Here is a 21,858-nt window from a genome sequence, read left to right as displayed (position 1 = left end):
CGGGAGCCGGCAAGGCCCGTTCCGCACCGTGAAATGCAAATTGCCGGTTTGCAGCTTTGCTAATTCACTTGAGCATGCGGCATGGATTTGCGCTATGGGCCGCAGAATTCGAAGACTGCGAAGGACTCCCGCCGTGCAAGATACCCTCATCCGCCAGCGCGAAACGACTGCACCTGCCGGTTCCGTCCGTACCGACTGGACGCGCGAGGAGATCGCCGCGCTGTTCGATCTGCCGTTCACCGAACTGGTGTTCCGCGCCGCAGAGGTCCATCGCCAGCACCATCGCGCGGGCGAAGTGCAGCTGTGCACGCTGCTCTCGATCAAGACCGGCGGATGCCCCGAGGACTGCGGCTATTGCTCGCAGTCGGTGAAGGCCGATAGCGGCGTCGAGGCGACCAAGCTGATGGAAGTGCAGAAGGTGCTGCAGTCCGCCGCGCAGGCCAAGGACAACGGCTCAAAGCGCTTCTGCATGGGCGCGGCATGGCGCAATCCCAAGGAGCGCGACATGCCGGCGATCATCGCGATGATCAAGGGCGTGCGCGAGATGGGCATGGAGACCTGCATGACGCTGGGCATGCTGACGCCGGGCCAGGCCGCGCAGCTCGCCGAAGCGGGGCTCGACTACTACAACCACAACATCGACACCTCGCCCGAACGCTACGAGGAAGTCATCACCACCCGCACCTTTGCCGACCGCCTGCAGACGCTCGACAACGTGCGCAGCGCGGGCATCAACGTCTGCTCGGGCGGCATCGTCGGCATGGGTGAGACTCGCGCCGATCGCGTCGGCTTCGTCCATGCGCTGGCCACGCTCGAACAGCACCCGGAAAGCGTGCCGGTGAATGCGCTGGTGCCGATCAAGGGCACCGTGCTCGGCGACATGCTGGCCGATACACCGCTCGCCAAGATCGACGACATCGAGTTCGTCCGCACCGTCGCCGTTGCGCGCATCACCATGCCCCTTTCGATGGTGCGCCTGTCGGCAGGCCGCGAATCGATGTCGGAAGCGACGCAAGCGCTGTGCTTCATGGCCGGCGCCAATTCGATCTTCACCGGCGACAAGCTGCTCACCGCTGCCAATGCCGGCGACGATGCGGATGCCGCCATGTTCGCCCGCCTCGGTCTGAAGCCGATGGAAGGCGAGGAACCCATGAGAGCGATGAAGGCAGTCGGAGGCTGTTCGGGAGGCTGCGCGGCCTGATGGCTGAAAGCACCACGCGCACCGGCTCGCTCTGGTCGGCGCATACCGCTGATCTTGCCGGCCTTGGCGAAAAGGCCCGCCTGCGTAGCCTTGCACCCCGGCGCGGGATCGACTTTGCGTCGAACGATTACCTTGCGCTGTCCTCCTCGCCCCGGCTCGCGGCGGCAGTGCAGCAAGCCATCGCGCGCGGGGTGCCGCTGGGCTCGGGCGGGTCGAGGCTTTTGCGCGGCAACGATCCGGAGCACGAGCTGCTGGAACAGGAAGCGGCACGTTTCTTCGGCAGCGAATCCGCGCTGTTCTTCTCGGCGGGTTATGCCGCCAATGTCGCGCTGCTCTCCACCCTGCCACAGCGCGGTGACTTGATCGTCTATGACGAACTCGTCCACGCCTCGATGCACGAAGGCCTGCGCCTGACCCGCGCGACCTCGGTCAGTGCCGCGCACAACGATCCGCAAAGCTTCGATGACGCCGCCCGCGATTGGCGCGCCAAGGGCCACACCGGCCGCATCTGGCTTGCGTTCGAGACGCTTTACTCGATGGATGGCGACATGGCCGACGTGGCCGCCATGGCCAAGGTGGCCGAGCGTCACGAGGCGATCATGCTGATCGACGAGGCCCACGCGACTGGCGTGTTCGGGCCGGATGGCCGCGGTATCGCCGCCACGCTCGATGGCCGGCCCGACACTGTGGTGCTGCGCACTTGCGGCAAGGCGATGGGCTGCGAAGGTGCGCTGGTCCTCGGTCCCAAGGTCGTGCGCGATTTCCTCGTCAATCGTGGTCGTCCCTTTATCTTCTCCACCGCGCCTTCGCCGCTTGTCTGCGCTGCCGTGCGCGAAGCGCTGCGGATCTTGGCGGACGAACCGCAACGCCGCGAAGCCCTGCGCGCTCTCGTCGCCCATGCCGAGCGCGTGCTTGCCCCGCACGGTGCGCTGCCTTCGGGATCGCAGATCCTGCCGCTGATCCTGCACGAGGACGCGCGGACCATGGCCGTCGCCTCGACGCTTCAGGCCAAGGGATTTGACGTGCGCGGCATCCGGCCACCGACTGTCCCGCAAGGCACCAGCCGCTTGCGCATCTCGCTGACTCTCAACGCCACCGCCGCAGACGTCGACGCGCTGGGGGCGGCTCTTTCGGAGGCACTGCGATGAGCGCCTTCGTCGTTACCGGAACGGATACCGGCATCGGCAAGACAATCTTCTCTGCAGCGCTCACCGGAGCGTTGCACGCGCACTATTGGAAGCCGGTGCAGGCGGGGCTGGACGATGGCGCGGACCGCGACCACGTCGCGCGGCTGGCCGGTGTTCCTGCTGCCAACGTCCTGCCCGAGGCCTATCGCCTGAACACACCGTGCTCGCCGCATCGCGCGGCAGAGATTGACGGCGTGGTGATCGACCTGGCGCAATTGTCCCTGCCGCACGTGCGCCCGCTCGTGGTCGAGGGGGCGGGCGGGGCGCTCGTTCCCGTGACCCGCAATACGACATACGCTGATGTCTTTGCGTGGTGGAACCTGCCGGTCATCGTAGTGGCGCGCACCGCGCTCGGCACGATCAACCATTCGCTGCTGACGTTCGAGGCGCTGCGCTCGCGCGGCGTGCCGATTCACGGCGTGGCGTTCGTGGGCGAGGCGAACGAGGACAGCGAGGCCACGATCTGCGCGATGGGCGAGGTGAAGAGGCTCGGTCGATTGCCGATGCTGGACCACCTCGATGCGGCAAGTCTTGCCAGCGCGTTTGCGCAAGGCTTCTGCGTCCAGGATTTCCGCTAGTTTCCGCCCTCACCACTCCCCCGTCCAGGCAGCAGTGATGAGGGCGAAACTGGTCACTCCTCGAAGATCGCCACGGCGCGGACCCAACCGGCCGAAGCGCCCCTGATCTTGTGGGGGAAGCAGCTGACCATGAAGCCGTCCGGCGGCAGCACCTCAAGATTGTGCAGCTTTTCAAGGTGGCAATAGCCGATGTCGCGCCCGGCCTTGTGGCCTTCCCAGATCAGCGAGGTGTCGCCGGTTTCCTTGACCTTCTCGGCGGTGTGAACGAACGGCGCGTCCCAGCTCCAGGCGTCGGTGCCGGTCACGCGGATGCCGCGCGAGGTCAGGTACATCGTCGCTTCATAGCCCATGCCGCAGCCGATGCTGACATAGTCGGGATTTCCCACCGCCTTGCCGGCAGCAGTGTTGACCATGACGATTTCCAGCGGCTTGAGCTCGTGCCCGATGCGCTTGAGTTCGTCTTCCACATCCTGCGCGGTCACGACATAGCCATCGGGGAAGTGGCGGAAGTCGAGCTTCACCCCCGGCTGGAAGCACCATTCCAGCGGCACTTCATCGATCGTCATCGATGGCACCGGTTCGCCGTCCTTGCCGTCCATCGTCGGGTGGAAATGCCACGGCGCGTCGAGGTGCGTGCCGTTGTGCGTGGTCAGCGTCACGTTCTCGACCGCCGCGAAGCCCGCGCCGTCCGGCGTCTGCTCGGGTGTCACGCCGGGAAAGAAGAAGCCCAGTTCGGGCATCGTCTCGCCATGCTTCTGGTATTCGATCTTGGGGCGCAGGAACGGCGGATCGGTGATGACATCGTTCTCGAGATAGATCGAAAGATCGACGAAACGGCGTGTCATGCGGTGTGTCCCCCAAGCGTCTCGGCGAACCAGTCGGCGATCAGGTCGCGGCCGTACGACATGTTGTCCGCGCCGACGTGTTCGACACCGCCTTCGCGGGCGGTGAAGATCACCTTCTCGCGGCGGGGCGAATTGATCAACTGGTCGTAGAGGTCGTCGGCATAGGACACGCTGATCTGGCGATCCTGCGCGCCGTGGGTGACGAGGAAGGGCACCTTGATCGACCCCATGTGCCCATTGAGGTTCATGTCGGTCGACTTCTCGAGGAATTCTTCCATCGTCTCGGCACCGAAGGCCCACATCACGTGCGCCCAGTAGTGGGGAACGGGGTTTTCGCCCTCGCGCTTCATGCGCTTGTCCTGCACCTCGCGCCAGTTGTGGTTGGCACCCCATACCGCGCCGCTCGCAAAGCGCGGTTCATAGGCTACGGCGCGCGGGGCGAAGTGGCCACCCAGCGAGATGCCCGTCATGCCGATGCGCTTGGGATCGACGTCTGCCTGGCTCTCCAGCCAGTCCACCGCCTTGCTCGCCCAGTTCTCCGAATGCGGATCAACCGGGAGGCCCTGCAGGCGCAGTGCCTCGCCCGTCCCCGGCTGGTCGACGCACAGCGTCGAAACGCCACGACGGGCCAGGGCTTCGGGCAGGCGGCTCCAGTAGAGCAGTTCCTTGCAGCTATCGAGGCCGTTGCAATAGACCACCACCGGATGCGGCCCCGGCCCTTCGGCGCGGGTGTAGAGCGCCGACATCGTGCCGGTCGCCAGCGGGATTTCCACGCGCTCGCGGTTGATCTTGCCCAGTGCGGTCGACTTCGCAAAGGCGTCGAGCGCCTTGGCGTAAGTCTCCTTGCGGCCCGGCGCGCCGTGACCCTGCATGCGTTCGGCCACCAGCAGGTAGAGCGACGCGCGCTCCAGCTTGTTGGACGCCGAGAACGCGCGGCCCTTGGCCTCGTCCTCTGCGGCAAGTTCGATCAGCTTGTCGCCATAGGCGGCCCATTGCTTCATGAACTGCGGCGTGCCAGCATCGCCGCCATTGGCAGCGGCATCGATGATCGGCTGGCACATGTCGACGATTTCGCCGATCTGCCCACCGCTCTCCATCGCGATCGAGACGGAGAGGTTCCAGATGTAGTTCGGGAACGGTTCGTAAAGCGCCATCGATCAGGCTCCGCCGACGAGTTCAGGCGTCTGGAACAGGCCCGGATTGACGTGCGGATGCGGCATCGTCTGCGGACCGCCCACGCCGATGCCCCACTGGTCCATGACCATCGGCGCAGGCGTGTGGACCTTGTGCTGGTGCGCTTCGAAGTCCACCTCTTCGAGATCCGAGGTGTACTCCGTGACGAAGCCACCCGGCGTCACGAAATAGCTGAAGGTATTGTTGCCAGCGGTGTGGCGGCCCGGACCCCAGCTGATGTCGATGCCCTTGATCTTCAGGCGATGCGCACCGCGCATCATGTCATCGACCGAGAGCATGTCGTAGGCGACGTGGTTGAGGCACGCAGGTCCCGGCAGGATCGCGATGCGGTGGTGCGCCGAATTGCAGCGCAGGAAGCACATGAAATCGCCCAGCCAGTCGGAAACCTTGAAGCCGAGCACGTCGCAGAAGAACTTCACCGCTTCCTGATGGTTCGGCGAATGCAGCACGATGTGGCTGATCTTCACCGGCACGCCTTCCCAGCGCGCCAGTTCCCGCTTGGCGCCACGGGCCACGTCGCTCGAGACTTCGAACATCAGGCCATCGGGCGAGAAGAAGCGGAAGCCGTAGCCACCGCCGGGCGAGGTCAGATCGGCAGGCTCGCTGACGATCTTGCATCCGGCATCGGCAACCTTGGCGCGCAGTGCGTCGACATCGGCGCGGCTGTCAGCCGCAAGGGCGATCACGTCGACGCGGTTCTCGTCAGCGCGGCGCAGCTGCACCACGTGGTGCTCGTCATGCCCCTGCGCCTTGAACCAGGCATGGTTCTGGTCCTCGCCGACCGGCTCGAGGCCCCAGACGTCGGTGTAGTAGGTCTTCTCGGCGTCGAATTCCTTCACGCCATATCCGACATAGCGGATTTCGGTAACGCGGCTCATGGGATCTTCCTTGAAATGCGGGTAAATCAGATCGGCTGCGAGACGACGCCGAACATTTCAGCGGTCGCCTTGTGGTTGTCGACCGCGGGCCCCACGCCCAGCTGGCCGTGGCAGATGGCAAGGCTGCTCTCGACGATGTAGCGGCAGCGTTCGAAGCGGCGGTCGCGATAGGCCTTGAGCGCGGCTTCGACGTTGTCGTGGCGCTCAAGCTCTTCAGCGATGACGATGGCGTCCTCGATCGCCATGCCAGCGCCCTGGCCCAGGTGCGGCGTCGTTGCGTGGACGGCATCGCCCAGCAGGCCGACGCGGCCCTTGCTCCAGTCTCCACGCACCAGCATGCCTTCGAGCGGGCGGTAGACCACGCCCTCGTCATCGGTGATCTGCTCGCCCAGTTCGCGGATCGCCGGCGAGCAGTTCGCCAGCTTGGCGCGCATCGCGGCGGCAATGCCTTCCTTGGGATACCACGGCTTGCCGGGCTCGGGCGTGGTGACGTACATGTACATCACGTCCGCGCTCATCGGCACAAGGCCAACGCCGGTCGGGCCGTTGTAGACCTGCAGCGCATCGAGACCCTCGGGGCGCGGGAAGTTGTAGCGCCACACGGCCTGCCCGGTGAACACCGGCTTCTCGGCTTGGGGCAGGATGGCGTCGCGCGTCTGCGAATAGACGCCATCGGCGCCGATCACGGCGTCGTAGATGCCCGACGAACCGTCCGAGAAGGTCACGGCCACCTTCTCGCCATCATCGACAATCTCATCGGCGGTGATGCCGAGGCGAATCTCGGCGCCCAGTTCCTTGGCGCTGTCGCCCAGCACCTTCTGCAAGGCGCGACGACCGATGCCGACGTTGGCGGGGCGACCTTCGACGAGGCGCGGGCTCGGCACGCGGGCGACCTTGGTGCCATCGGGCAGGAAGATCTCCACCGCGTCGAAGCCGCAGGCCGCATCCATGAACCTGTCGAGCACGCCGAGCTGGTCCATCGCGCGCAGCACGTTCGACTGCTGGATGATGCCCACGCCATAGACCGACCAGTTCGGATCGCGCTCGATCGCGGTGACGGTGTGCCCCTTGCGTGCCAGGGCAATCGCAGCGGAAAGACCGCCGATGCCTGCGCCGATGACAAGAATATCGAGATTTTCCATGCTATTATACTGGCCGTCCGCAGCAAACGGCCGGCCCCCTCTCGTTAAGCTGAATCAGGATCGGAAACGGGTCTAGAATGCCGCGACCAATACACCAAGCAAGTAATTTTTATGCCCTGCCATGCCTGAAATTGATGATTTGCCATCCAGTCCATTAGCTTGACTCGCAGGTTGCGCGAAGGGATACCGATTGAGAATAAAGGTTCTAGAATGCGGCTGACATGTGCCGCAGGGAGAATAGATGACCACCTCAGCCAGGCGCCAACCGGGCATTCCGCAAGGCCTCACCATAGTTCTGACCGGCTTCCTGCCGATCGTCGCGATCGTGTCGATGTTCCCGGCAGTGCCCGCCATGATCGCGCATTTCGCGAGCGATCCATCCGCGCCGACCAAGGTGCCAGCCATGGTCTCGGCACCCGGTCTGACGGTGGCGATCCTTGCCCTGTTCGCGGGCCTGCTCGTCGACAAGTTCGGTCGTCGCCGCCTGCTGCTTTGGTCCACGGGACTCTATGGTTTCGTCGGCATGGCACCGATGCTGCTCGACAATCTCGACCACATCTACGCATCGCGCTTGCTGCTGGGTGTCGCAGAAGCGGCGATCCTCACCACGGTCAACACTCTGATCGGAGATTACTGGGACGAAAAGGGGCGCTATCGCTGGCTTTCGATGCAGGGCATCGTCGGCCCGTTCTTCGGCAGCGCCGTCATCTTCACGTCGGGCTATCTCGCTTCGATGAGCTGGAACGCGGTCTTTGCGATCTATGGAGTTGGCTTCCTTTGCTTCTTCGCGATGCTCGCATTCATCTATGAGCCGGAAAACGACGACACCGCCCGCAAGATGCTGGGCATCGGTGCCGAAGCAAGCACTCCGTTCCCGTGGAAGGGTGTGCTCCTGTTCGGTCTCGTCACCCTGTTCGGCGGCGCGCTCTATTACGTCTTCATCATCAATGGCGGCATCGTCTGGCAGGAGCTTGGCGTATCCGATCCCAAGGAAATCGGCCGCCTGACCACGATCCCGAGCATGTTCGTGATCGTCGGCGCGCTGATCTTCTGGACCACCGGGCGCCTCGGCGCGCGCACCCAGTTGACCATTTTCCTCCTGCTGCTCGGCTCAGGACTTGCCGTGATCGGTTCTGCGAGCGACTGGAAGGGCATGGTTGCCGGGATGGCCCTGCAGCAGACCGGCGCCGGCATGGCCGTGCCGACGCTGATCGCCTGGGCGCAAGGCTACCTGCCCTTCGAACACCGCGGGCGCGGCATGGGCGTATGGACCTCTGCGTTCTTCCTCGGCCAGTTCGTCTCGCCCCTGCTGGTCAGCGTCGCCCGCACGTCGAGCGGTTCGATGCAGGGCGCGTTCGTAATCGCCGGGCTGCTGGGCATCGTGATCGCGGTGGTGACGTGGTTCATCGTCACCCCGCGCCAGGCCGAAACGGCGCTGGCCTGATGCGCCGCCTGCTCACGGCTGCCGTGTCCCTTGCCCTGCTCGGCAATGGCCCGGCAGCCGCGGACAACCGCCGCATCATCGAGGACTTCGCCCGGCTGTTCTACGTCGAGCGCGACGTGCGCCAGGCGTTCGAGACTTACGTCGCGCCTGACTACGTCCAGCACAATCCGGGCGTGCCGGATGGACGCGAGGCGGCGATCGCGTTGCTGCAACCGATGTTCTCCGACCCGAAGCACAGCTTCGAGGTGCGCAAGATCATCGTCGATGGCGATCTTGCCGCGATCCACATCTTCGCCAGGCCTGACCCAGCCGCGCGCGGTGCTGCCGTGGCCGACTTTTACCGCCTGAAGGACGGCAAGATCGTCGAGCACTGGGACGTGATCCAGCCGATCCCGGAAAAATCGGCAAACGCGCACCCGATGTTCTGAGGGCGATGTTCTGAGCGCGCGCTGGCCGTGGCCGCCCTATTCGGCGGCCTCCGGCTCCCCGGCTTCCGCACGGCGCAATTGCATCATCCGCCGGCGGACCCGGATCGCGCCGGCGTCCGACGGCAGGATCACCGGGCGCAGATCCCAGAAATCGCTATCGCCCATCGCTTCCTGCTGGGCGTGCAGCATCGGGTGGTCTTCCTCGAGGAAGGCTTTCTCAAGCAGCGCATGGGCCTCGGGGGTCGGTTCGTGCGTGTAGAAATAGTGCGTCGACGTTGCCGTTTCGGGCGTCAGGATATGCGGGTCGCCCATGAGTGGCACGACGAGATCCTTGCGGTCCGTGCCTGATCGGGCAAGGCCGATGTACAGTGCCAGGTTCGACGGGGCATTCCAGCGCATGTGCAGCCACTGGTCGGTCTTCGCCCCTTCCGGCAGCATTGGCATGGCCCAGGCCGGCGGAGTGGAATTCGGCATCGTCCAGTTGTTCCAGATCGCGCCATTGTCTTCCTGGATCACCTCGTGCTCGCCGCAGGTCAGCAGCGCGCCGTTCGTGCCGAAGCTTTCGCGGTGGATGAATTCGGCATGGCTCAGGTCCATCAGGTTATCGGTGACCAGCTCGTAGCTGGCGTCCATCTTGATCACGCCACGATGCAGCGGCCCGTCATGGTCGATGAAGCTGTAATCCGGAATTAGCGCGGGATCAGCCTTTTCGGCATCACCCGGCCAGAACCACACGCCGGTATACTTCTCCACCACCGGCAGCACATCTACCTTGGCGATGTCGAGCGGCTGGCCGCTGAACGGATTGTGCGCGCAGTTGCCAGCGCCATCGAATGCCAGCCCGTGATAGCCGCAGCGCATCATATCGCCATCGCGCGCACCTCGGCTCAGCGGCACGAAGCGGTGCGGGCAGCGGTCGGCCATCATCACCAACTCGCCATCGGCCTTGCGCCAGATGACCCACGGCTTGTCGAGCAGGCGGCGGGCCAGAAAGCCACCGTCCGGTACCTCGTGCGACCAGCAGGCCATATACCAGCCATTGCGAATGAAGGCGCTCACGGTCATTCTCCCCAGATGTCGAATCAAATACACCAGTTGGTTTCTTTATATCACGGGCTGTCGCGATGAGAAGCCCGGTCAGTCGCAATCCGGAAGTGGTGCGCGCGCGCATTCTCGATGCCGCGCAGGCCGAGTTCATGGCCGAGGGCTTTGCCGGCGCCAGCACCAACCGCATCCTCGAACGCTTCGGTGGTTCCAAGCCGACCATGTTTCGCCACTTCGAGACCAAGCGCGCGCTGTTCGAGGCGGTGGTCGCGCGGATCGCCGAACGCTGGCGCGACGCGGTGGACATGGCAGACGTCAGAGATGCCGAACCACGCGCGTGGCTGGAACGCTTCGGCGTTCGCGCCCTGCGCTGGATCCTCACCGACGAAAGCATCTTCGTCGGCCGCATGGCCATCGCCGAGGGACATCTCTTTCCCGAAGTGGGCGAAACCTACCGGCAGCATGCGGTGACGCCGCTCAACGACCTGCTCGCCGCGCAACTCGCCGCCTGGACCGCACGCGGGCTGCTTCAGTGCGACGATCCGGAGCGCGCGGCGCTCGCCTTTTTCGATCTGACGCTCGCCGGCATGGTCAGCCGCAAGCTCTACAGGGTCGATGCACGCTTCGATGACGCATCGCTCGCCGACCATGCCCATGCCTGCGTCAGCATCTTCCTCCACGGCCTCGGCAAGCCCGCCTGAGCCGCGGCTCGTTTCACTCCGCACGCTTGCCGACGATCCTTGCGATTGTTAGCCTGCCAAACGGAAGAGGAGCGACACATGGCTGGCACGACGCGCGAATTTCAGGGAAAGACCGCCTTCATCACCGGCGGCGTGAACGGCATCGGCTTCGGCATCGCCCGCGCCTTCGCGCTGGCCGGGATGGACCTCATCCTCACCTACCGCAAGGAGCAGGATCGCGAGGACGCCGCCCGCTGTCTGGCTGACAACGCCCTGCCACCGGCGCGCTACGTCCAGCTCGACGTTACCGACCGCGCTCGCTTTGCCGAAGTCGCAGCCGAGGTCGGCAAGATCCATGTCCTCGTCAACAATGCCGGCGTCAGCGTGTTCGGGCCGACCGACGAGGCGACCTATGCCGATTACGACTGGATCATGGGCGTCAATTTCGGCGGCGTGGTCAACGGCCTCGTCTCGTTCCTGCCGGGCATGAAGGCCCACGGCGAAGGCGGCCATGTCGTCAACGTCGCGTCGATGGCGGCCTACCTGTCGGGCCCGCAGGCCGGCATCTACACCGCCAGCAAGTTCGCCGTGCGCGGGCTGACCGAGAGCCTGCGCTACAACCTTGCGCCGCATGGGATCGGCGTGTCGCTGATGTGCCCCGGCCTGACCCGCACCAATGCCTGGACCAGCGCGCTCAAGCGGCCCGAAGGCTTTGCCGACAGCGGCTTCGCGCCTGCCGACGCGGCGGAACTCGAACAGTTCGGCACCGCCTTCGACCTCGGCATGGACCCGCTCGAGGTCGGCCAGAAAACGCTGCAGGGCATGATCGAGAACCGCGGCCTGATCCTCACCCACGGCGAGTTCGCGGAGGACTTCGAGGAAATCTACCGCACCTCGCTCGACGCTCTGCCCAAGGAAGACATCCCCGAAGGCCGCCTCCACATCGAACGCCTGCGCCGCGCCGCCAACAAGGCGGCAGCCAAAGGGCAACAGATCGCTCTATCGGACCTCACCTGACGACAGAAAAGCGGTCAAAGAAAAGCGGGGCACCAGCCTTCCAGTCAACGCCCCGGCATCAACAGAAAAGCGGGGCGCCAGCCTTTCGGCCAACGCCCCGCCAAGGGTCATGCGTCTCATCCTGCCTGGCCAACGCAGTGCGCAGGAAGAGGTTTCCGCCCGAAGCGAAAATAGGGTGCCCGAAGGCAAGGATCACACTGTTCGGGAGTGATGGTGCGGTCGAGAAGACTCGAACTTCCACGGGCTTTCGCCCACAACGACCTCAACGTTGCGCGTCTACCAATTCCGCCACGACCGCAAAATCAAACGGGGTGCCCGACCTGTGATCGGCGCCCCGTGGTGGGGTAGGAGCGCGCCCCTAGCAAAGGAGTTTGGCCTGCGCAACAAGCTTCGCGCAATTTTTCGCGCTCGCCCTGAAACAGCTGCGGATCAATCAGGCTTCCAGCCGATTTCCGCGACCTTTGCCGATTTGGGCACGTCGGTGACCGCAGCGTTGATCGTCACGCTTTCGCCTGGCGCAAGTTCGGCCTGAGGCGGCGGCACCGGCCAGGTCTTCACCACCTTGTCGTTCGAATCGCGCAGCACGATCAGGATCTCGGGCAGGGCGCGCACTTCCTTGCCGGTATTGGTCACCGTGCCGCTGAGCCCGAAGTATTCGGTCCCGTTGGGCAACTGGCGGCGATCCTGCTTTTCCGGCGGGAAGGAGCGGACCAGATCGGCAGGGCCTGCGCCGAATGTCTGGTTCACGCCCGGGATCCACTGCGGCACCCCAAAGTACCACGCCGCCCCGCCGAGGGCCGCGATCGTGACAGCGAAGGCCACGGCGGCCATGGTCCACAGCTTGGTGGGATTGCGCCGCGGACGGAACGGCGGCTGGTGCTCGAACGGCGATTGCTCGGCCGCTTCCTCAACCGGAACGAACTTGCGCCGCGCGGCATGGGGCAAAGGCGGGGGCGTCGGCAGCTCGGCCTCGCCCATGGCGGCGCCGGACTGCGGCGCGCGTGCGAACGGCAGATCCGGTTCAGGCTCGGCAGGAGCCGCCTGCACCGGGGGTGCTTCGCGCGGGGGTGGCGTGGTCGCCGCGGGGGAAGTCGTTTCGGGCGCGGCTGCAACGGGCGCAGCCGCCACAGGCGCGGGCTCTGGCGACGCGTCCTCACGCGCGGGCAGCTCAGGCCCGTTCTGGAACCACGAATGGCGGCACCGCGCGCAACGCACGGTCCTGCCGTCCACGCCGATCGCGGTGTCGGGAACGACATAGCGCGTCGAGCAGGCTGGGCACGCAATGATCATTCACCGGGTTAAGCATGGCCGTGCCGTGGGAAACAATAGCCACACCACCCAAGAAACGCATCCCCGGCCTTTTTTCCACATGGATTGCCGCGTATAGCCCTTGGGGCGTAACGATCGGCGCAGAACAAACGGGTACAGTCTCCACCTCATGAGCCAGCCAGACGACGCGGAGATTGTCCATTTCGACAACGTCGGCCTGCGCTATGGCACGGGCAAGGAAGTGCTGACCGATGTCAGCTTCACCCTCTATTCCGGGCGCTTCTACTTCCTCACCGGGGCTTCGGGCGCGGGCAAGACCAGCATGCTCAAGCTGCTCTACCTTGCCCAGCGGCCTTCGCGCGGGCTGATCCGCATGTTCGGCACCGATGCGATCACTTTGCCGCGCGAACGCCTGCCTGGCTTCCGCCGCCGCCTCGGCGTCGTGTTCCAGGACTTCCGCCTCGTTCCGCACCTCTCGGCCTTCGACAACGTCGCCCTGCCCCTGCGCGTGGCCGGCGTGCCTGAGCGGGACATCATCAAGCCCGTTTCCGACATGCTCGAATGGGTCGGCCTGGGTGATCGCAGCAATGCCCGTCCCGCCACGCTTTCGGGCGGTGAGCAGCAGCGCGTCGCCATCGCCCGCGCGGTGATCGGACGCCCCGACATGCTCGTGGCCGACGAGCCGACCGGTAACGTCGATCCCGAAATGGCGGTCAAGCTGCTGCGTCTGTTCGAGGCCTTGAACCGCCTCGGCACGACCGTCGTCGTCGCCACCCACGACGTGCACCTGATCCGGCAAGTGCCGGAATCGCTGATCATGCGGCTCGACAAGGGCCGCCTGTCCGACCCGACCGGAGCTCTGCGCTATCCGCCGCGCCGCGCTGCCGTCCCGCCGCGCCCGGACGTGCTGGGGGCATGAGCGTGCTTCCCGCCATCATCAGCGCCTTGGGTGGCGACTGGCGCGAGCGCACCAGCGCGGAAAGCCGCCTGCTGCCCCAAGGCAAGCTTTCCGGCCCGATGCCATGGGTCATCGCGATCATGATCGGGCTGACTGTCGTTGCCACCGCCAGCGGCCTTGCCTTGCGCAACACCGCCCGGGCGGCGCGGGCCGATGTTGCCGGTGGCGTCACTGTCCAGATCGTCCACGGCGCCCCGCGTGAGAGGGACCGACAGGCCCAGGCTGCGCTGGCTGTGCTGAAGGCGACGCCGGGCATTGCCGAGGCGCGTCTCGTGCCCCAGCAGGAACTGGACGCTCTGGTCGAGCCATGGCTCGGCACCAGCGCCGGCGACGATGTGAACGCCCTGCCCGTGCCGGCGCTGATCGATGTTCGCCTCGCCGGAAGTGCCGATTCCGCACGGGTCAAGGCCTTGGGGCAGGCGGTACGGCGCAAGGCACCGGCGGCGCGCATCGATGCGCAGGCCAGTTGGCTCGCCCCGGTGTTCGAAGCGGTCCATGCGCTGCAGTGGCTCGCCGGCGGCTTGATCGCACTGCTGGCCTTCGCCACGATCGCGACCGTGCTGCTCGCCTCGCGCAATGCGCTGGGCAACCACCGCAGCACGATCGAGATCGTCCACATGCTCGGCGGCACCGACGCGCAGATCGCCCGCATCTTCCAGCGCTCGATGGCGGTGGACGCAGCCGCAGGCGGGATCGGCGGGCTGCTTCTCGGCGTGGTCGTGACCGGGCTCCTCGGTCGCCAGTTCGCCGCGCTCGGTTCGGGCATGATGGCCGCCGGAGGCCTCGCGTGGAGCGACTGGATCGCAATCTGCTGCATCCCGATCTGCGGCGTTCTTCTCGCGGTCATCACCGCGCGCCTGACCGTGCTCAGCGCATTGCGGCGAATGCTGTGACGAAGCGGGGCATCTTCCGCAGGCTGCTGGCTCTGCTCATCATCGCCTGGGCGCTGGGCTTCATCTGGTTTGCCGTCTTCCTGCCTCGCCCGGTAGTCGAGCCGGTCCGCACCGACGGCATCGTCGCGCTCACCGGCGGGGGCGGGCGCATCCCTCACGCCCTCAAGGTGCTGGAGCGCGGTCGCGCCATCAAGCTGCTGGTGTCGGGCGTGGACCGTGAAGTGCGCCCGCGGGAATTCGCCGCTGAATACAAGGTGCCCGATCGCCTGATGCTGTGCTGCATCGTGCTCGGCTACGATGCGGTCGATACCCGCTCCAATGCGGTCGAGACGACGCGCTGGGTCAAGGAAAACAGGCTGCGTTCGGTCCGCCTCGTCACGACCGACTGGCACATGCGCCGCGCCGCCTTCGACCTTGCGGCCGAAGCGCCGACCAGCCTCATAATCGTCGAAGATGCGGTGGCCTCCAAGCCCAGCTTCCGCATTCTGTTCATCGAATACAACAAGTACGTTGCGCGCCTGGTCGTCTGGCTCGGAGCGAAAGCGATCGGTTGGTGATCTTGCGCGATTTGCTCTCCATTCCCCGCAGCCTGCTGTTCTACATCGCCTTCTATGTCGGCTCGGTGTTCTTCGTGCTCGCCTCGCTCGCGCTCATGTCGATCTGGCGCGATGGCTTTCGCACCGTCGTGCGTGGCTGGGCAGGCTGGCACAGGCTCTGCGCGCGGGTCCTGCTCGGCATCCGCGTCGAGCTCGAAAACCCGGTGTTCAAGCCCGGCGTGCTTTACGCCATCCGCCATGAAGCCTTCTTCGAAGCGATCGACATGCCCTGGCTGTTCCGCCTGCCCGTGGTCTTCGCCAAGGCCGAACTGATGAGCATTCCGGGCTGGGGCAAGGCCGGGGCGCGTTACGGCCTGATCTCGGTCGAGCGTGAGGCGGGCGCACGCGCCCTGCGCACCATGCTCACCGAGGCCCGCCGCCTGATTGCCGAAGGGCGCCCGCTTATCATCTTCCCCGAAGGCACCCGCGTGCCGCACGGGACACGGCGCGATCTGCAGGCAGGCTTTGCCGGGATCTACAAGCTGCTCGGCCTGCCGGTGATCCCGGTCGCGGTCGATAGCGGCCCGCTCTATCACCGCACCTGGAAGCGCCCCGGCACGATCCGCTATCGCTTCGCCGAGGAGATCCCTCCCGGTCTCAAGCGCGAGGAGATCGAAGCCCGCGTCGAAGCTGCCATCAACGCGCTCAACGCATGAGCGAACCTGTGACGAGCGAGGACGGGAAGCGCTCGCTCGTCGAAGTGCTCGGCCCCGGCCTGATCACCGGCGCGGCAGACGACGATCCCTCCGGCATCGGCACTTATAGCCAGGTCGGCGCGCAGTTCGGCTATTCGCTGGCATGGTCGATGATCCTCGCCTTGCCTCTGCTCGTCTCGATCCAGGCGATCTGCGCGCGCATTGGCGCCACCACCGGGCGCGGCATCGCCCATAACCTGCGCCGCCACTATCACCCCGCATTGCTGCGCATGATGGTTGCGCTGCTGCTCGTCGCCAATGTCATCAACCTTGGTGCAGACCTTGGCGCGATGGGCGCTGTACTTGCGTTGCTCGTTCCGGGGCCAGTGCATATCTACGTGCTGCTGTTCGGCGTGGTGAGCGTACTGGCCGAGGTTCTGGTCTCCTACGAACGCTACGCCCGCATCCTCAAATGGACGACACTCTCGCTGTTCTCCTACATCGCCGTGGTGCTGGTCGCCGATGTCGATTGGGGCGCAGCCCTGCGCGGCCTCACCGTCCCCAGCTTCGTGCTCGACCGGGACCACACCATGGCGCTGGTCGCCATCTTCGGGACCACGATCAGCCCCTACCTGTTCTTCTGGCAGGCGGGCCAGGAAGTGGAAGAGCGCCACCGCCGCCATGCCAAACCGCTGTGCATCACCCCGCGCGAGGCTGGGCCTGAACTGCGCCGCATTCGCAACGATACGCTCACCGGCATGGGCTTCTCGAACATCACGGCGTTGTCGATCGTCATGGCCACCGCCGCCACGCTGCACGCCAGCGGCATGACCGAGATCCAGTCGGCGCAACAGGCCGCTACTGCGCTGCGCCCCATTGCCGGCGAATTCGCTTTCGCCTTGTTCGCACTGGGCATCATCGGCACCGGGCTGCTCGCCGTGCCGGTCCTCGCCGGTTCTGCCGCCTACGCCGTCAGCGAAACCTTCCGCTGGACCGAAGGGCTTGACCGCCGCCCGCGTGAAGCCAAGGCCTTCTACGCAGCTATTGCGCTGGCAACACTCGGCGGCGTCGCGCTCAACCTGATCGACATCGATCCGATGAAGGCCCTCTACTGGGCTGCCGTGGTCAATGGGCTTCTCGCCCCGCCGCTGATGGTCGTGACGATGATGATCGCCCGCAACCCCCGCATCATGGGCCGCCTCGCCATCTCGCGCCGCCTCGCCGTCGGCGGCTGGCTCTCCACCGCCGCCATGTGGGCCGTCGCGCTGCTATTCCTGTTCGGCTGAGGTTCCGCTGATGCACTGGTTCGTTGCCTCTGCCCGTCAAACTCAGCTCGCGCGCCTGTTTATCGCCGTGGCCGCACTCACTGTCTTTGATCATGATGGAATCAAGGCGAACACGCCGCCACCTATCCCGCCGACGGCAGAGCAGATCGAAGCAGTAGGAACTCTGATTGCTAAACTTGCGCCGTGGGATGCTGATCCGAACCCGGAGATGCGCGCCGCCGTGGCGAGTTGGCTCCGCGAACAGCACGGTGATGCCACGCCCAACCAACGCGAGGTTTTCCTGCTGAAGGTGGCGGACCGATACCGCAAGGCAGTGCGCGCGCCTGACGATGCGACGCTTCAGGAACTCACCGCGCCTTACCGATACATTGATGAACGCTCGGTTCGGAGTCTGACAGCGTTTCTCGATACACCGGACGGCTATAGTTTCAGAAGCCGGTTCGAAGATCTGGCTGTGAGACACGAAGGAGCGGCACGGCAGGTTCTGCCGCAACTGCCCGAGATCTTTGCTGAAGCTGTCGAGAGTTCCGCACGTCTTGAAGCGGCAAACAGAAAGAAGCGCTGACGTTCAGCCTGAGCTTTCCTTCTGCCCATTGTGATCGCTGCGCCCGAAGTCGGGCCGCGCATCGTCCTGGCCCATTTCGATGATGCCGCGGCGAATTGCGCGGGTGCGCGTGAAGTGCTCGAACAGCACGCCGCCATCGCCCTTGCGGATTGCCTTCTGCAACTCGGTCAGGTCCTCGGTGAAGCGCTGCAGCATTTCCAGCACCGCGTCCTTGTTCGAAAGGAACACGTCGCGCCACATCGTCGGGTCCGATGCGGCGATGCGGGTGAAGTCGCGGAAGCCACCGGCAGAATACTTGATCACCTCGCTCTGCGTCACCTGTTCGAGGTCCGATGCGGTGCCGACGATGGTGTAGGCGATCAGGTGGGGGAGGTGGCTGGTCACGGCCAGCACCTTGTCGTGGTGCGCGGCGTCCATCGTCTCGACCCGCGCGCCCAGCGCCTCCCAGAACGCCACCAGCCGCGCCCAGAGCGCCGGGTCTGCGTCCGCAGGCGGCGTGACGATGCACCAGCGGTTGCGGAACAGCGTGGCGAAGCCGGCGTCCGGTCCGCTGCGCTCGGTCCCCGCCACCGGGTGCGCCGGGATCACGTGATGCCCCGGCAGCGCCTCGGCCAGAGCCGCCGCGACCGTCTCCTTCGATGAACCGACATCGCTGACCAGCGCATCCTGGGACAGGCCCGGCGCAATCGCCCGCGCCGCCGCGCCCATCGCGCCCACCGGCACGCAGAAGATCACCAGATCGGACCCTTGCGCCGCCGTCTCCGCACTCTGCGCAATCCGGTGCGCCAGCCCGAGTTCCGCCGCCTGAGCGCGCACGCCCGCATCGGCGTCCCAGCCGACCACCGTCGTGCCCGGCAAGAACGCCTGCACCGCATGGCCGATCGACCCGCCGAGCAGACCCAGCCCGACGATCGTGACCTGCCGGAACGGCGCGTCGCTCACTTCGCGGCCTCGCACATCGCGCGGATGGCCTCGGCGATCTCGTCCATCTGCGCGCGCGTGCCGATGGTGATGCGCAGGGCCTGGGGCAGGCCCTGGCCCGGCAACCAGCGCGTGATGTAGCCGTGGTCCATCAGGCCGAGATAGACATCCTCTGCACTCACCTTGCCCTCGAACAGGATCAGCACGAAGTTCGCCTTGCTCGGCAACGGCCGCACGCCATGATTGCCGAGCGCTTCGAGCTTCTCGACAAAGCGCGCGCGCTCCGCCGTGTTGTGCTCGCGCGAGGCGACGACGAAGGCCTGGTCCTGCACCGCCGCGAGGCCCGCTGCCTGCGCGGTGTTCGACAGGTTGAACGGCCCGCGAATGCGGTTGAGCATGTCGACGATATCGGCGTGCCCGGTGCCCCAGCCGATACGCTCGCCGGCAAGGCCGTAGATCTTCGAGAAGGTCCGCGTCACCAGCACGTTCTGCGTGCGCGCGGCAAGTTCCAGCGCCCCATCGTCGTCGGCCGGATCGAGATACTCGGCATAGGCCCCGTCCAGCACCAGCAGCACATCGCTGCGCAGCCCTGCATGGAGCCGCTCGATCTCGCCCCGCGGCAGCCAGCTTCCCGTGGGATTGTTGGGATTGGCAAGGAACACCACCCGCGTCCGCTCGGTCACGCAGGCCAGCAGCGCATCGACGTCGGTGCCGTAATCGGCATCCGGCGCTACCACCGGCACCGCCCCGCAGCGCCTTGCAGCAATGTCGTAGACCGAAAAGCCGTAGCGCACGTAAAGCACTTCATCGCCCGGCCCGGCATAGGCCTGCGCGGCGAGGTTGAGCAGCTCGTCGGACCCGGTGCCCATCACGATCCGCGCAGGATCGATGCCATGCACCGCGCCGATGGCGGCGCGCAGGTCCTTGCTGTCGGGATCTGGGTAGGCCGCGGGATGGGCCGCCATGCCGCGCGCTTCCAGTGCCGCCGCGCTGGTGCCCAGCGGATTCTCGTTGGCGGAAAGCTTGGTCAGCTTCTGCCCGTCCTTGCCGGTCGACTTGCCGGGGACATAGGCGTGGATGCCGAGGATCCAGTCTTTGGGCCGAGGAGCGGGCGGAGTCGGTGCGTTTGCCATAACGCCCCGCGCCTTAGGGTCTGCCGGGGTTCCGGGCAAGCGAACCGCCGGTTGCGGACAAAAAAAGGGCCGGAAGCGGGCTAGCGCTTCCGGCCTTAGTCTGTTCGCAGGAGGAACAAGGTTTGGCGGGGGAGGGGGGATGAGAGGGAGAGGATCTGGTTCCCCCCAACCCCGCCAATTCGGGAATTCAGGTAATCAGTAGTTGTAAGCGCGCTCGCCGTGCTCACCGAGGTCGAGGCCTTCGCGTTCGACTTCTTCGGTGACCCGCAGACCGGTCACGGCCTTCGAGACGTACATCGCGATCACGGTGGCAACCGAAGCCCAGCCGATCGTTGTGACGACAGCCATGATCTGCACGACCAGCTTGGCGCCCATGTCGTAGTCTTCTGCACCCGGACCGCCGAGCGACGGAGCGTAGACAACCGCGGTGCCGATGGCGCCGATGATGCCGCCCACGCCGTGGATGCCGAAGGCGTCCAGCGCGTCGTCATAGCCGAGCTTCGGCTTGACCACGGTGACCATGTAGAAGCAGACGATCGAAGCAACGGCGCCCAGGACGATCGCGCCGAACGGACCCGAGTTGCCAGCGGCCGGAGTGACGGCGACGAGGCCGGCGATGATGCCCGAGCAGAAGCCCAGAGCCGAACCCTTGTGGCCGGCGGCACGCTCGGCGAGCATCCAGAACAGGCCGGCAGAGGCGGTGGCGACGAAGGTGTTGATCATCGCAAGCGCAGCCGAACCGTTGGCTTCGAGTGCTGAACCCGCGTTGAAGCCGAACCAGCCCACCCACAGCAGGCCCGTGCCGATGCTGGTCATCGTCAGCGAGTGCGGAGCCATGATTTCCTTCTGGAAACCGATGCGCTTGCCCAGGATAAGGCAGGCTACCAGAGCCGAGACACCGGCGTTGATGTGCACGACCGTACCACCGGCGAAGTCCAGAGCGCCCATGTCGAAGAACAGGCCGCCAGCCGCCCACACCATGTGTGCGATCGGGAAGTAGGACAGCGTCAGCCACACGGCGGCGAACACCATGATGGCCGAGAACTTCATGCGCTCGACCACCGAGCCCAGCACCAGCGCCACGGTGATCGCGGCAAAGGTCATCTGGAAGCAGATGAACACGTATTCCGGAATTTCCACGCCGGCCGTGAAAGTCGCGGCCTGGCTCGAGGCATCGACGCCCGAGAGGAAGAACTTGCCCCAGCTGATGAAGGCATTGCCTTCAGGGCCGAAAGCGAGGCCATAGCCGAACATCACCCACATCAGCATCGCGAGACACGCGACGGCGCCGATCTGGGTCATCGTCGCGATCATGTTCTTGGTGCGGGTCAGGCCGCCGTAGAACAGCGCGAGGCCGGGAAGGATCATCATCAGGACAAGGATGGTCGAGACCATCATCCAGGCGGTATCGCCCTTGTCCACGGTGGCGGCAGGGGCCGCCTCCTGTGCGAAAGCGGCAGTGGCAGCGAAGAGCGAAGCGCCCGTTCCCGCCAAGCCACCGATCATCTTGCGGATCATGTTGGTTCCCCTAAGGTCGGAAATGGAAGGCGCGCTCAAAGCGCGGTATCCCCGGTTTCACCGGTGCGAATGCGCGTCGCCGATGCGAGGTCGAGGACGAAGATCTTGCCGTCGCCGATGGCTTCGGTGCTGGCAGCCTGCTGGATCGTTTCCACGATCTGCGGCGCAAGATCGTCGCTTGCAGCAACCTCGATCTTCACCTTCGGCAGCATGTTGGTCGAGTATTCGGCGCCACGGTAGATTTCGGTCTGGCCCTTCTGCCGACCAAAGCCCTTCACCTCCGACACCGTCATCCCAGCAACGCCCAGCCCGGACAGTGCTTCACGCACTTCGTCGAGCTTGAACGGCTTGATGATGGCGATGATGAATTTCATTCATGCCCCCTTCTGTTGCCCACTCGCCGGGCGACCTGCCGGCGAAAGGAGTTAAGCAAGGGGCGTGCCAAA

At 65.5% G+C, this 21,858-nt stretch carries 23 protein-coding genes and 1 tRNA gene; 13 read left to right on the top strand and 11 right to left on the bottom strand.

The annotated features are described in order from the left end of the window. Nucleotides 1-133: 133 nt before the first annotated feature. From bioB to bioD, 3 genes are read left to right on the top strand one after another with little or no spacing between them, the layout of a single operon-like run. Nucleotides 134-1,201, top strand: coding sequence for a biotin synthase BioB (gene bioB / locus ACZ1JY_RS09195; protein WP_205525271.1), 1,068 nt, complete (start codon nt 134-136; stop codon nt 1,199-1,201). Further along, nucleotides 1,201-2,349, top strand: coding sequence for an 8-amino-7-oxononanoate synthase (locus ACZ1JY_RS09190; RefSeq protein WP_465129082.1), 1,149 nt, complete (start codon nt 1,201-1,203; stop codon nt 2,347-2,349). Before bioB ends, ACZ1JY_RS09190 begins: the two co-directional genes overlap by 1 nt. Next, nucleotides 2,346-2,966 (top strand): dethiobiotin synthase, encoded by a 621-nt coding sequence (gene bioD, locus ACZ1JY_RS09185; RefSeq protein ID WP_118073004.1) that lies wholly within the window; start codon nt 2,346-2,348, stop codon nt 2,964-2,966. The genes ACZ1JY_RS09190 and bioD overlap by 4 nt, the downstream gene beginning before the upstream one ends. Nucleotides 2,967-3,019: 53 nt before the next feature. Here the strand turns inward: bioD and ACZ1JY_RS09180 are convergent, their stop codons facing one another. From ACZ1JY_RS09180 to ACZ1JY_RS09165, 4 genes are read right to left on the bottom strand one after another with little or no spacing between them, the layout of a single operon-like run. Further along, nucleotides 3,020-3,811, bottom strand: a complete 792-nt coding sequence (locus tag ACZ1JY_RS09180) for a cyclase family protein (RefSeq protein ID WP_118073005.1) — start codon at nt 3,809-3,811, stop codon at nt 3,020-3,022. Continuing rightward, nucleotides 3,808-4,965 carry an alpha/beta hydrolase family protein gene (locus ACZ1JY_RS09175; protein WP_118073006.1) on the bottom strand — a complete coding sequence of 386 codons (1,158 nt, stop codon included), beginning with the start codon at nt 4,963-4,965 and terminating at the stop codon, nt 3,808-3,810. The genes ACZ1JY_RS09180 and ACZ1JY_RS09175 overlap by 4 nt, the downstream gene beginning before the upstream one ends. A gap of 3 nt (nt 4,966-4,968) precedes the next feature. After that, the gene (locus ACZ1JY_RS09170) at nt 4,969-5,883 is read right to left on the bottom strand and encodes a VOC family protein (RefSeq protein ID WP_465129081.1); all 915 of its coding nucleotides are present in this window, start codon (nt 5,881-5,883) and stop codon (nt 4,969-4,971) included. 26 nt (nt 5,884-5,909) lie between these two features. Beyond that, the gene (locus ACZ1JY_RS09165) at nt 5,910-7,025 is read right to left on the bottom strand and encodes an FAD-dependent oxidoreductase (protein ID WP_465129080.1); all 1,116 of its coding nucleotides are present in this window, start codon (nt 7,023-7,025) and stop codon (nt 5,910-5,912) included. Nucleotides 7,026-7,266: 241 nt separating this feature from the next. Here ACZ1JY_RS09165 and ACZ1JY_RS09160 point away from each other — a divergent pair, with 241 nt between their 5' ends. Further along, nucleotides 7,267-8,469, top strand: a complete 1,203-nt coding sequence (locus tag ACZ1JY_RS09160) for an MFS transporter (protein WP_465129079.1) — start codon at nt 7,267-7,269, stop codon at nt 8,467-8,469. Further along, nucleotides 8,469-8,897: a nuclear transport factor 2 family protein gene (locus ACZ1JY_RS09155; RefSeq protein WP_465129078.1), complete on the top strand. Its 429-nt coding sequence runs from the start codon at nt 8,469-8,471 to the stop codon at nt 8,895-8,897. The genes ACZ1JY_RS09160 and ACZ1JY_RS09155 overlap by 1 nt, the downstream gene beginning before the upstream one ends. Before the next feature lie 36 nt (nt 8,898-8,933). On the opposite strand, the gene ACZ1JY_RS09150 is transcribed toward ACZ1JY_RS09155, so the two are convergent. Next, nucleotides 8,934-9,956 (bottom strand): Rieske 2Fe-2S domain-containing protein, encoded by a 1,023-nt coding sequence (locus ACZ1JY_RS09150; RefSeq protein ID WP_465129077.1) that lies wholly within the window; start codon nt 9,954-9,956, stop codon nt 8,934-8,936. A gap of 65 nt (nt 9,957-10,021) precedes the next feature. On the opposite strand from ACZ1JY_RS09150, the gene ACZ1JY_RS09145 reads away from it, so the two are divergent. Further along, complete coding sequence (locus ACZ1JY_RS09145) at nt 10,022-10,642, top strand: TetR/AcrR family transcriptional regulator (protein ID WP_465129076.1); 621 nt, start codon at nt 10,022-10,024, stop codon at nt 10,640-10,642. A 78-nt stretch (nt 10,643-10,720) separates the two neighbouring features. Continuing rightward, the gene (locus ACZ1JY_RS09140) at nt 10,721-11,638 is read left to right on the top strand and encodes an SDR family NAD(P)-dependent oxidoreductase (protein WP_465129075.1); all 918 of its coding nucleotides are present in this window, start codon (nt 10,721-10,723) and stop codon (nt 11,636-11,638) included. 211 nt (nt 11,639-11,849) lie between these two features. Here the strand turns inward: ACZ1JY_RS09140 and ACZ1JY_RS09135 are convergent. Next, nucleotides 11,850-11,936: transfer RNA gene (locus ACZ1JY_RS09135), tRNA-Leu, on the bottom strand. 131 nt (nt 11,937-12,067) lie between these two features. Continuing rightward, nucleotides 12,068-12,928 carry an MJ0042-type zinc finger domain-containing protein gene (locus tag ACZ1JY_RS09130; protein WP_465129074.1) on the bottom strand — a complete coding sequence of 287 codons (861 nt, stop codon included), beginning with the start codon at nt 12,926-12,928 and terminating at the stop codon, nt 12,068-12,070. Between the two features lie 148 nt (nt 12,929-13,076). On the opposite strand from ACZ1JY_RS09130, the gene ftsE reads away from it, so the two are divergent. From ftsE to ACZ1JY_RS09100, 6 genes are read left to right on the top strand one after another with little or no spacing between them, the layout of a single operon-like run. Then, entirely contained in the window at nt 13,077-13,826 is a 750-nt protein-coding gene (ftsE, locus tag ACZ1JY_RS09125) for a cell division ATP-binding protein FtsE (RefSeq protein ID WP_118073013.1), read from the top strand. After that, on the top strand, nt 13,823-14,758 hold the full coding sequence (locus tag ACZ1JY_RS09120) for a cell division protein FtsX (RefSeq protein ID WP_465129073.1): 936 nt from the start codon (nt 13,823-13,825) through the stop codon (nt 14,756-14,758). The genes ftsE and ACZ1JY_RS09120 overlap by 4 nt, the downstream gene beginning before the upstream one ends. After that, nucleotides 14,755-15,315, top strand: coding sequence for a YdcF family protein (locus ACZ1JY_RS09115; protein WP_465129072.1), 561 nt, complete (start codon nt 14,755-14,757; stop codon nt 15,313-15,315). The genes ACZ1JY_RS09120 and ACZ1JY_RS09115 overlap by 4 nt, the downstream gene beginning before the upstream one ends. Then, the gene (locus tag ACZ1JY_RS09110) at nt 15,312-16,010 is read left to right on the top strand and encodes a lysophospholipid acyltransferase family protein (RefSeq protein WP_370073209.1); all 699 of its coding nucleotides are present in this window, start codon (nt 15,312-15,314) and stop codon (nt 16,008-16,010) included. Before ACZ1JY_RS09115 ends, ACZ1JY_RS09110 begins: the two co-directional genes overlap by 4 nt. Continuing rightward, entirely contained in the window at nt 16,007-17,275 is a 1,269-nt protein-coding gene (locus tag ACZ1JY_RS09105; protein WP_465129071.1) for an NRAMP family divalent metal transporter, read from the top strand. Before ACZ1JY_RS09110 ends, ACZ1JY_RS09105 begins: the two co-directional genes overlap by 4 nt. A 10-nt stretch (nt 17,276-17,285) precedes the next feature. Beyond that, nucleotides 17,286-17,840 (top strand): hypothetical protein, encoded by a 555-nt coding sequence (locus ACZ1JY_RS09100; RefSeq protein WP_465129070.1) that lies wholly within the window; start codon nt 17,286-17,288, stop codon nt 17,838-17,840. 3 nt (nt 17,841-17,843) lie between these two features. Here ACZ1JY_RS09100 and ACZ1JY_RS09095 read toward each other — a convergent pair whose 3' ends face one another. The 4 genes from ACZ1JY_RS09095 to ACZ1JY_RS09080 all read right to left on the bottom strand — a co-directional run bounded on the left by ACZ1JY_RS09095 (nt 17,844) and on the right by ACZ1JY_RS09080 (nt 21,786). After that, nucleotides 17,844-18,782 carry a prephenate/arogenate dehydrogenase family protein gene (locus ACZ1JY_RS09095; RefSeq protein WP_465129069.1) on the bottom strand — a complete coding sequence of 313 codons (939 nt, stop codon included), beginning with the start codon at nt 18,780-18,782 and terminating at the stop codon, nt 17,844-17,846. Beyond that, nucleotides 18,779-19,894 carry a histidinol-phosphate transaminase gene (gene hisC, locus ACZ1JY_RS09090; RefSeq protein WP_465129068.1) on the bottom strand — a complete coding sequence of 372 codons (1,116 nt, stop codon included), beginning with the start codon at nt 19,892-19,894 and terminating at the stop codon, nt 18,779-18,781. Before hisC ends, ACZ1JY_RS09095 begins: the two co-directional genes overlap by 4 nt. Before the next feature lie 195 nt (nt 19,895-20,089). Continuing rightward, nucleotides 20,090-21,412: an ammonium transporter gene (locus tag ACZ1JY_RS09085; RefSeq protein ID WP_168905334.1), complete on the bottom strand. Its 1,323-nt coding sequence runs from the start codon at nt 21,410-21,412 to the stop codon at nt 20,090-20,092. 35 nt (nt 21,413-21,447) lie between these two features. Next, on the bottom strand, nt 21,448-21,786 hold the full coding sequence (locus tag ACZ1JY_RS09080; RefSeq protein WP_039333663.1) for a P-II family nitrogen regulator: 339 nt from the start codon (nt 21,784-21,786) through the stop codon (nt 21,448-21,450). Between the last annotated feature and the right edge of the window lie 72 nt (nt 21,787-21,858).

This window comes from Novosphingobium sp. BL-A-41-Hi4B-X5A (assembly GCF_055521705.1).
The sequence above is the reverse complement of the archived record's forward strand: the minus strand, read 5'-3'. Positions and strand labels throughout refer to the sequence as shown.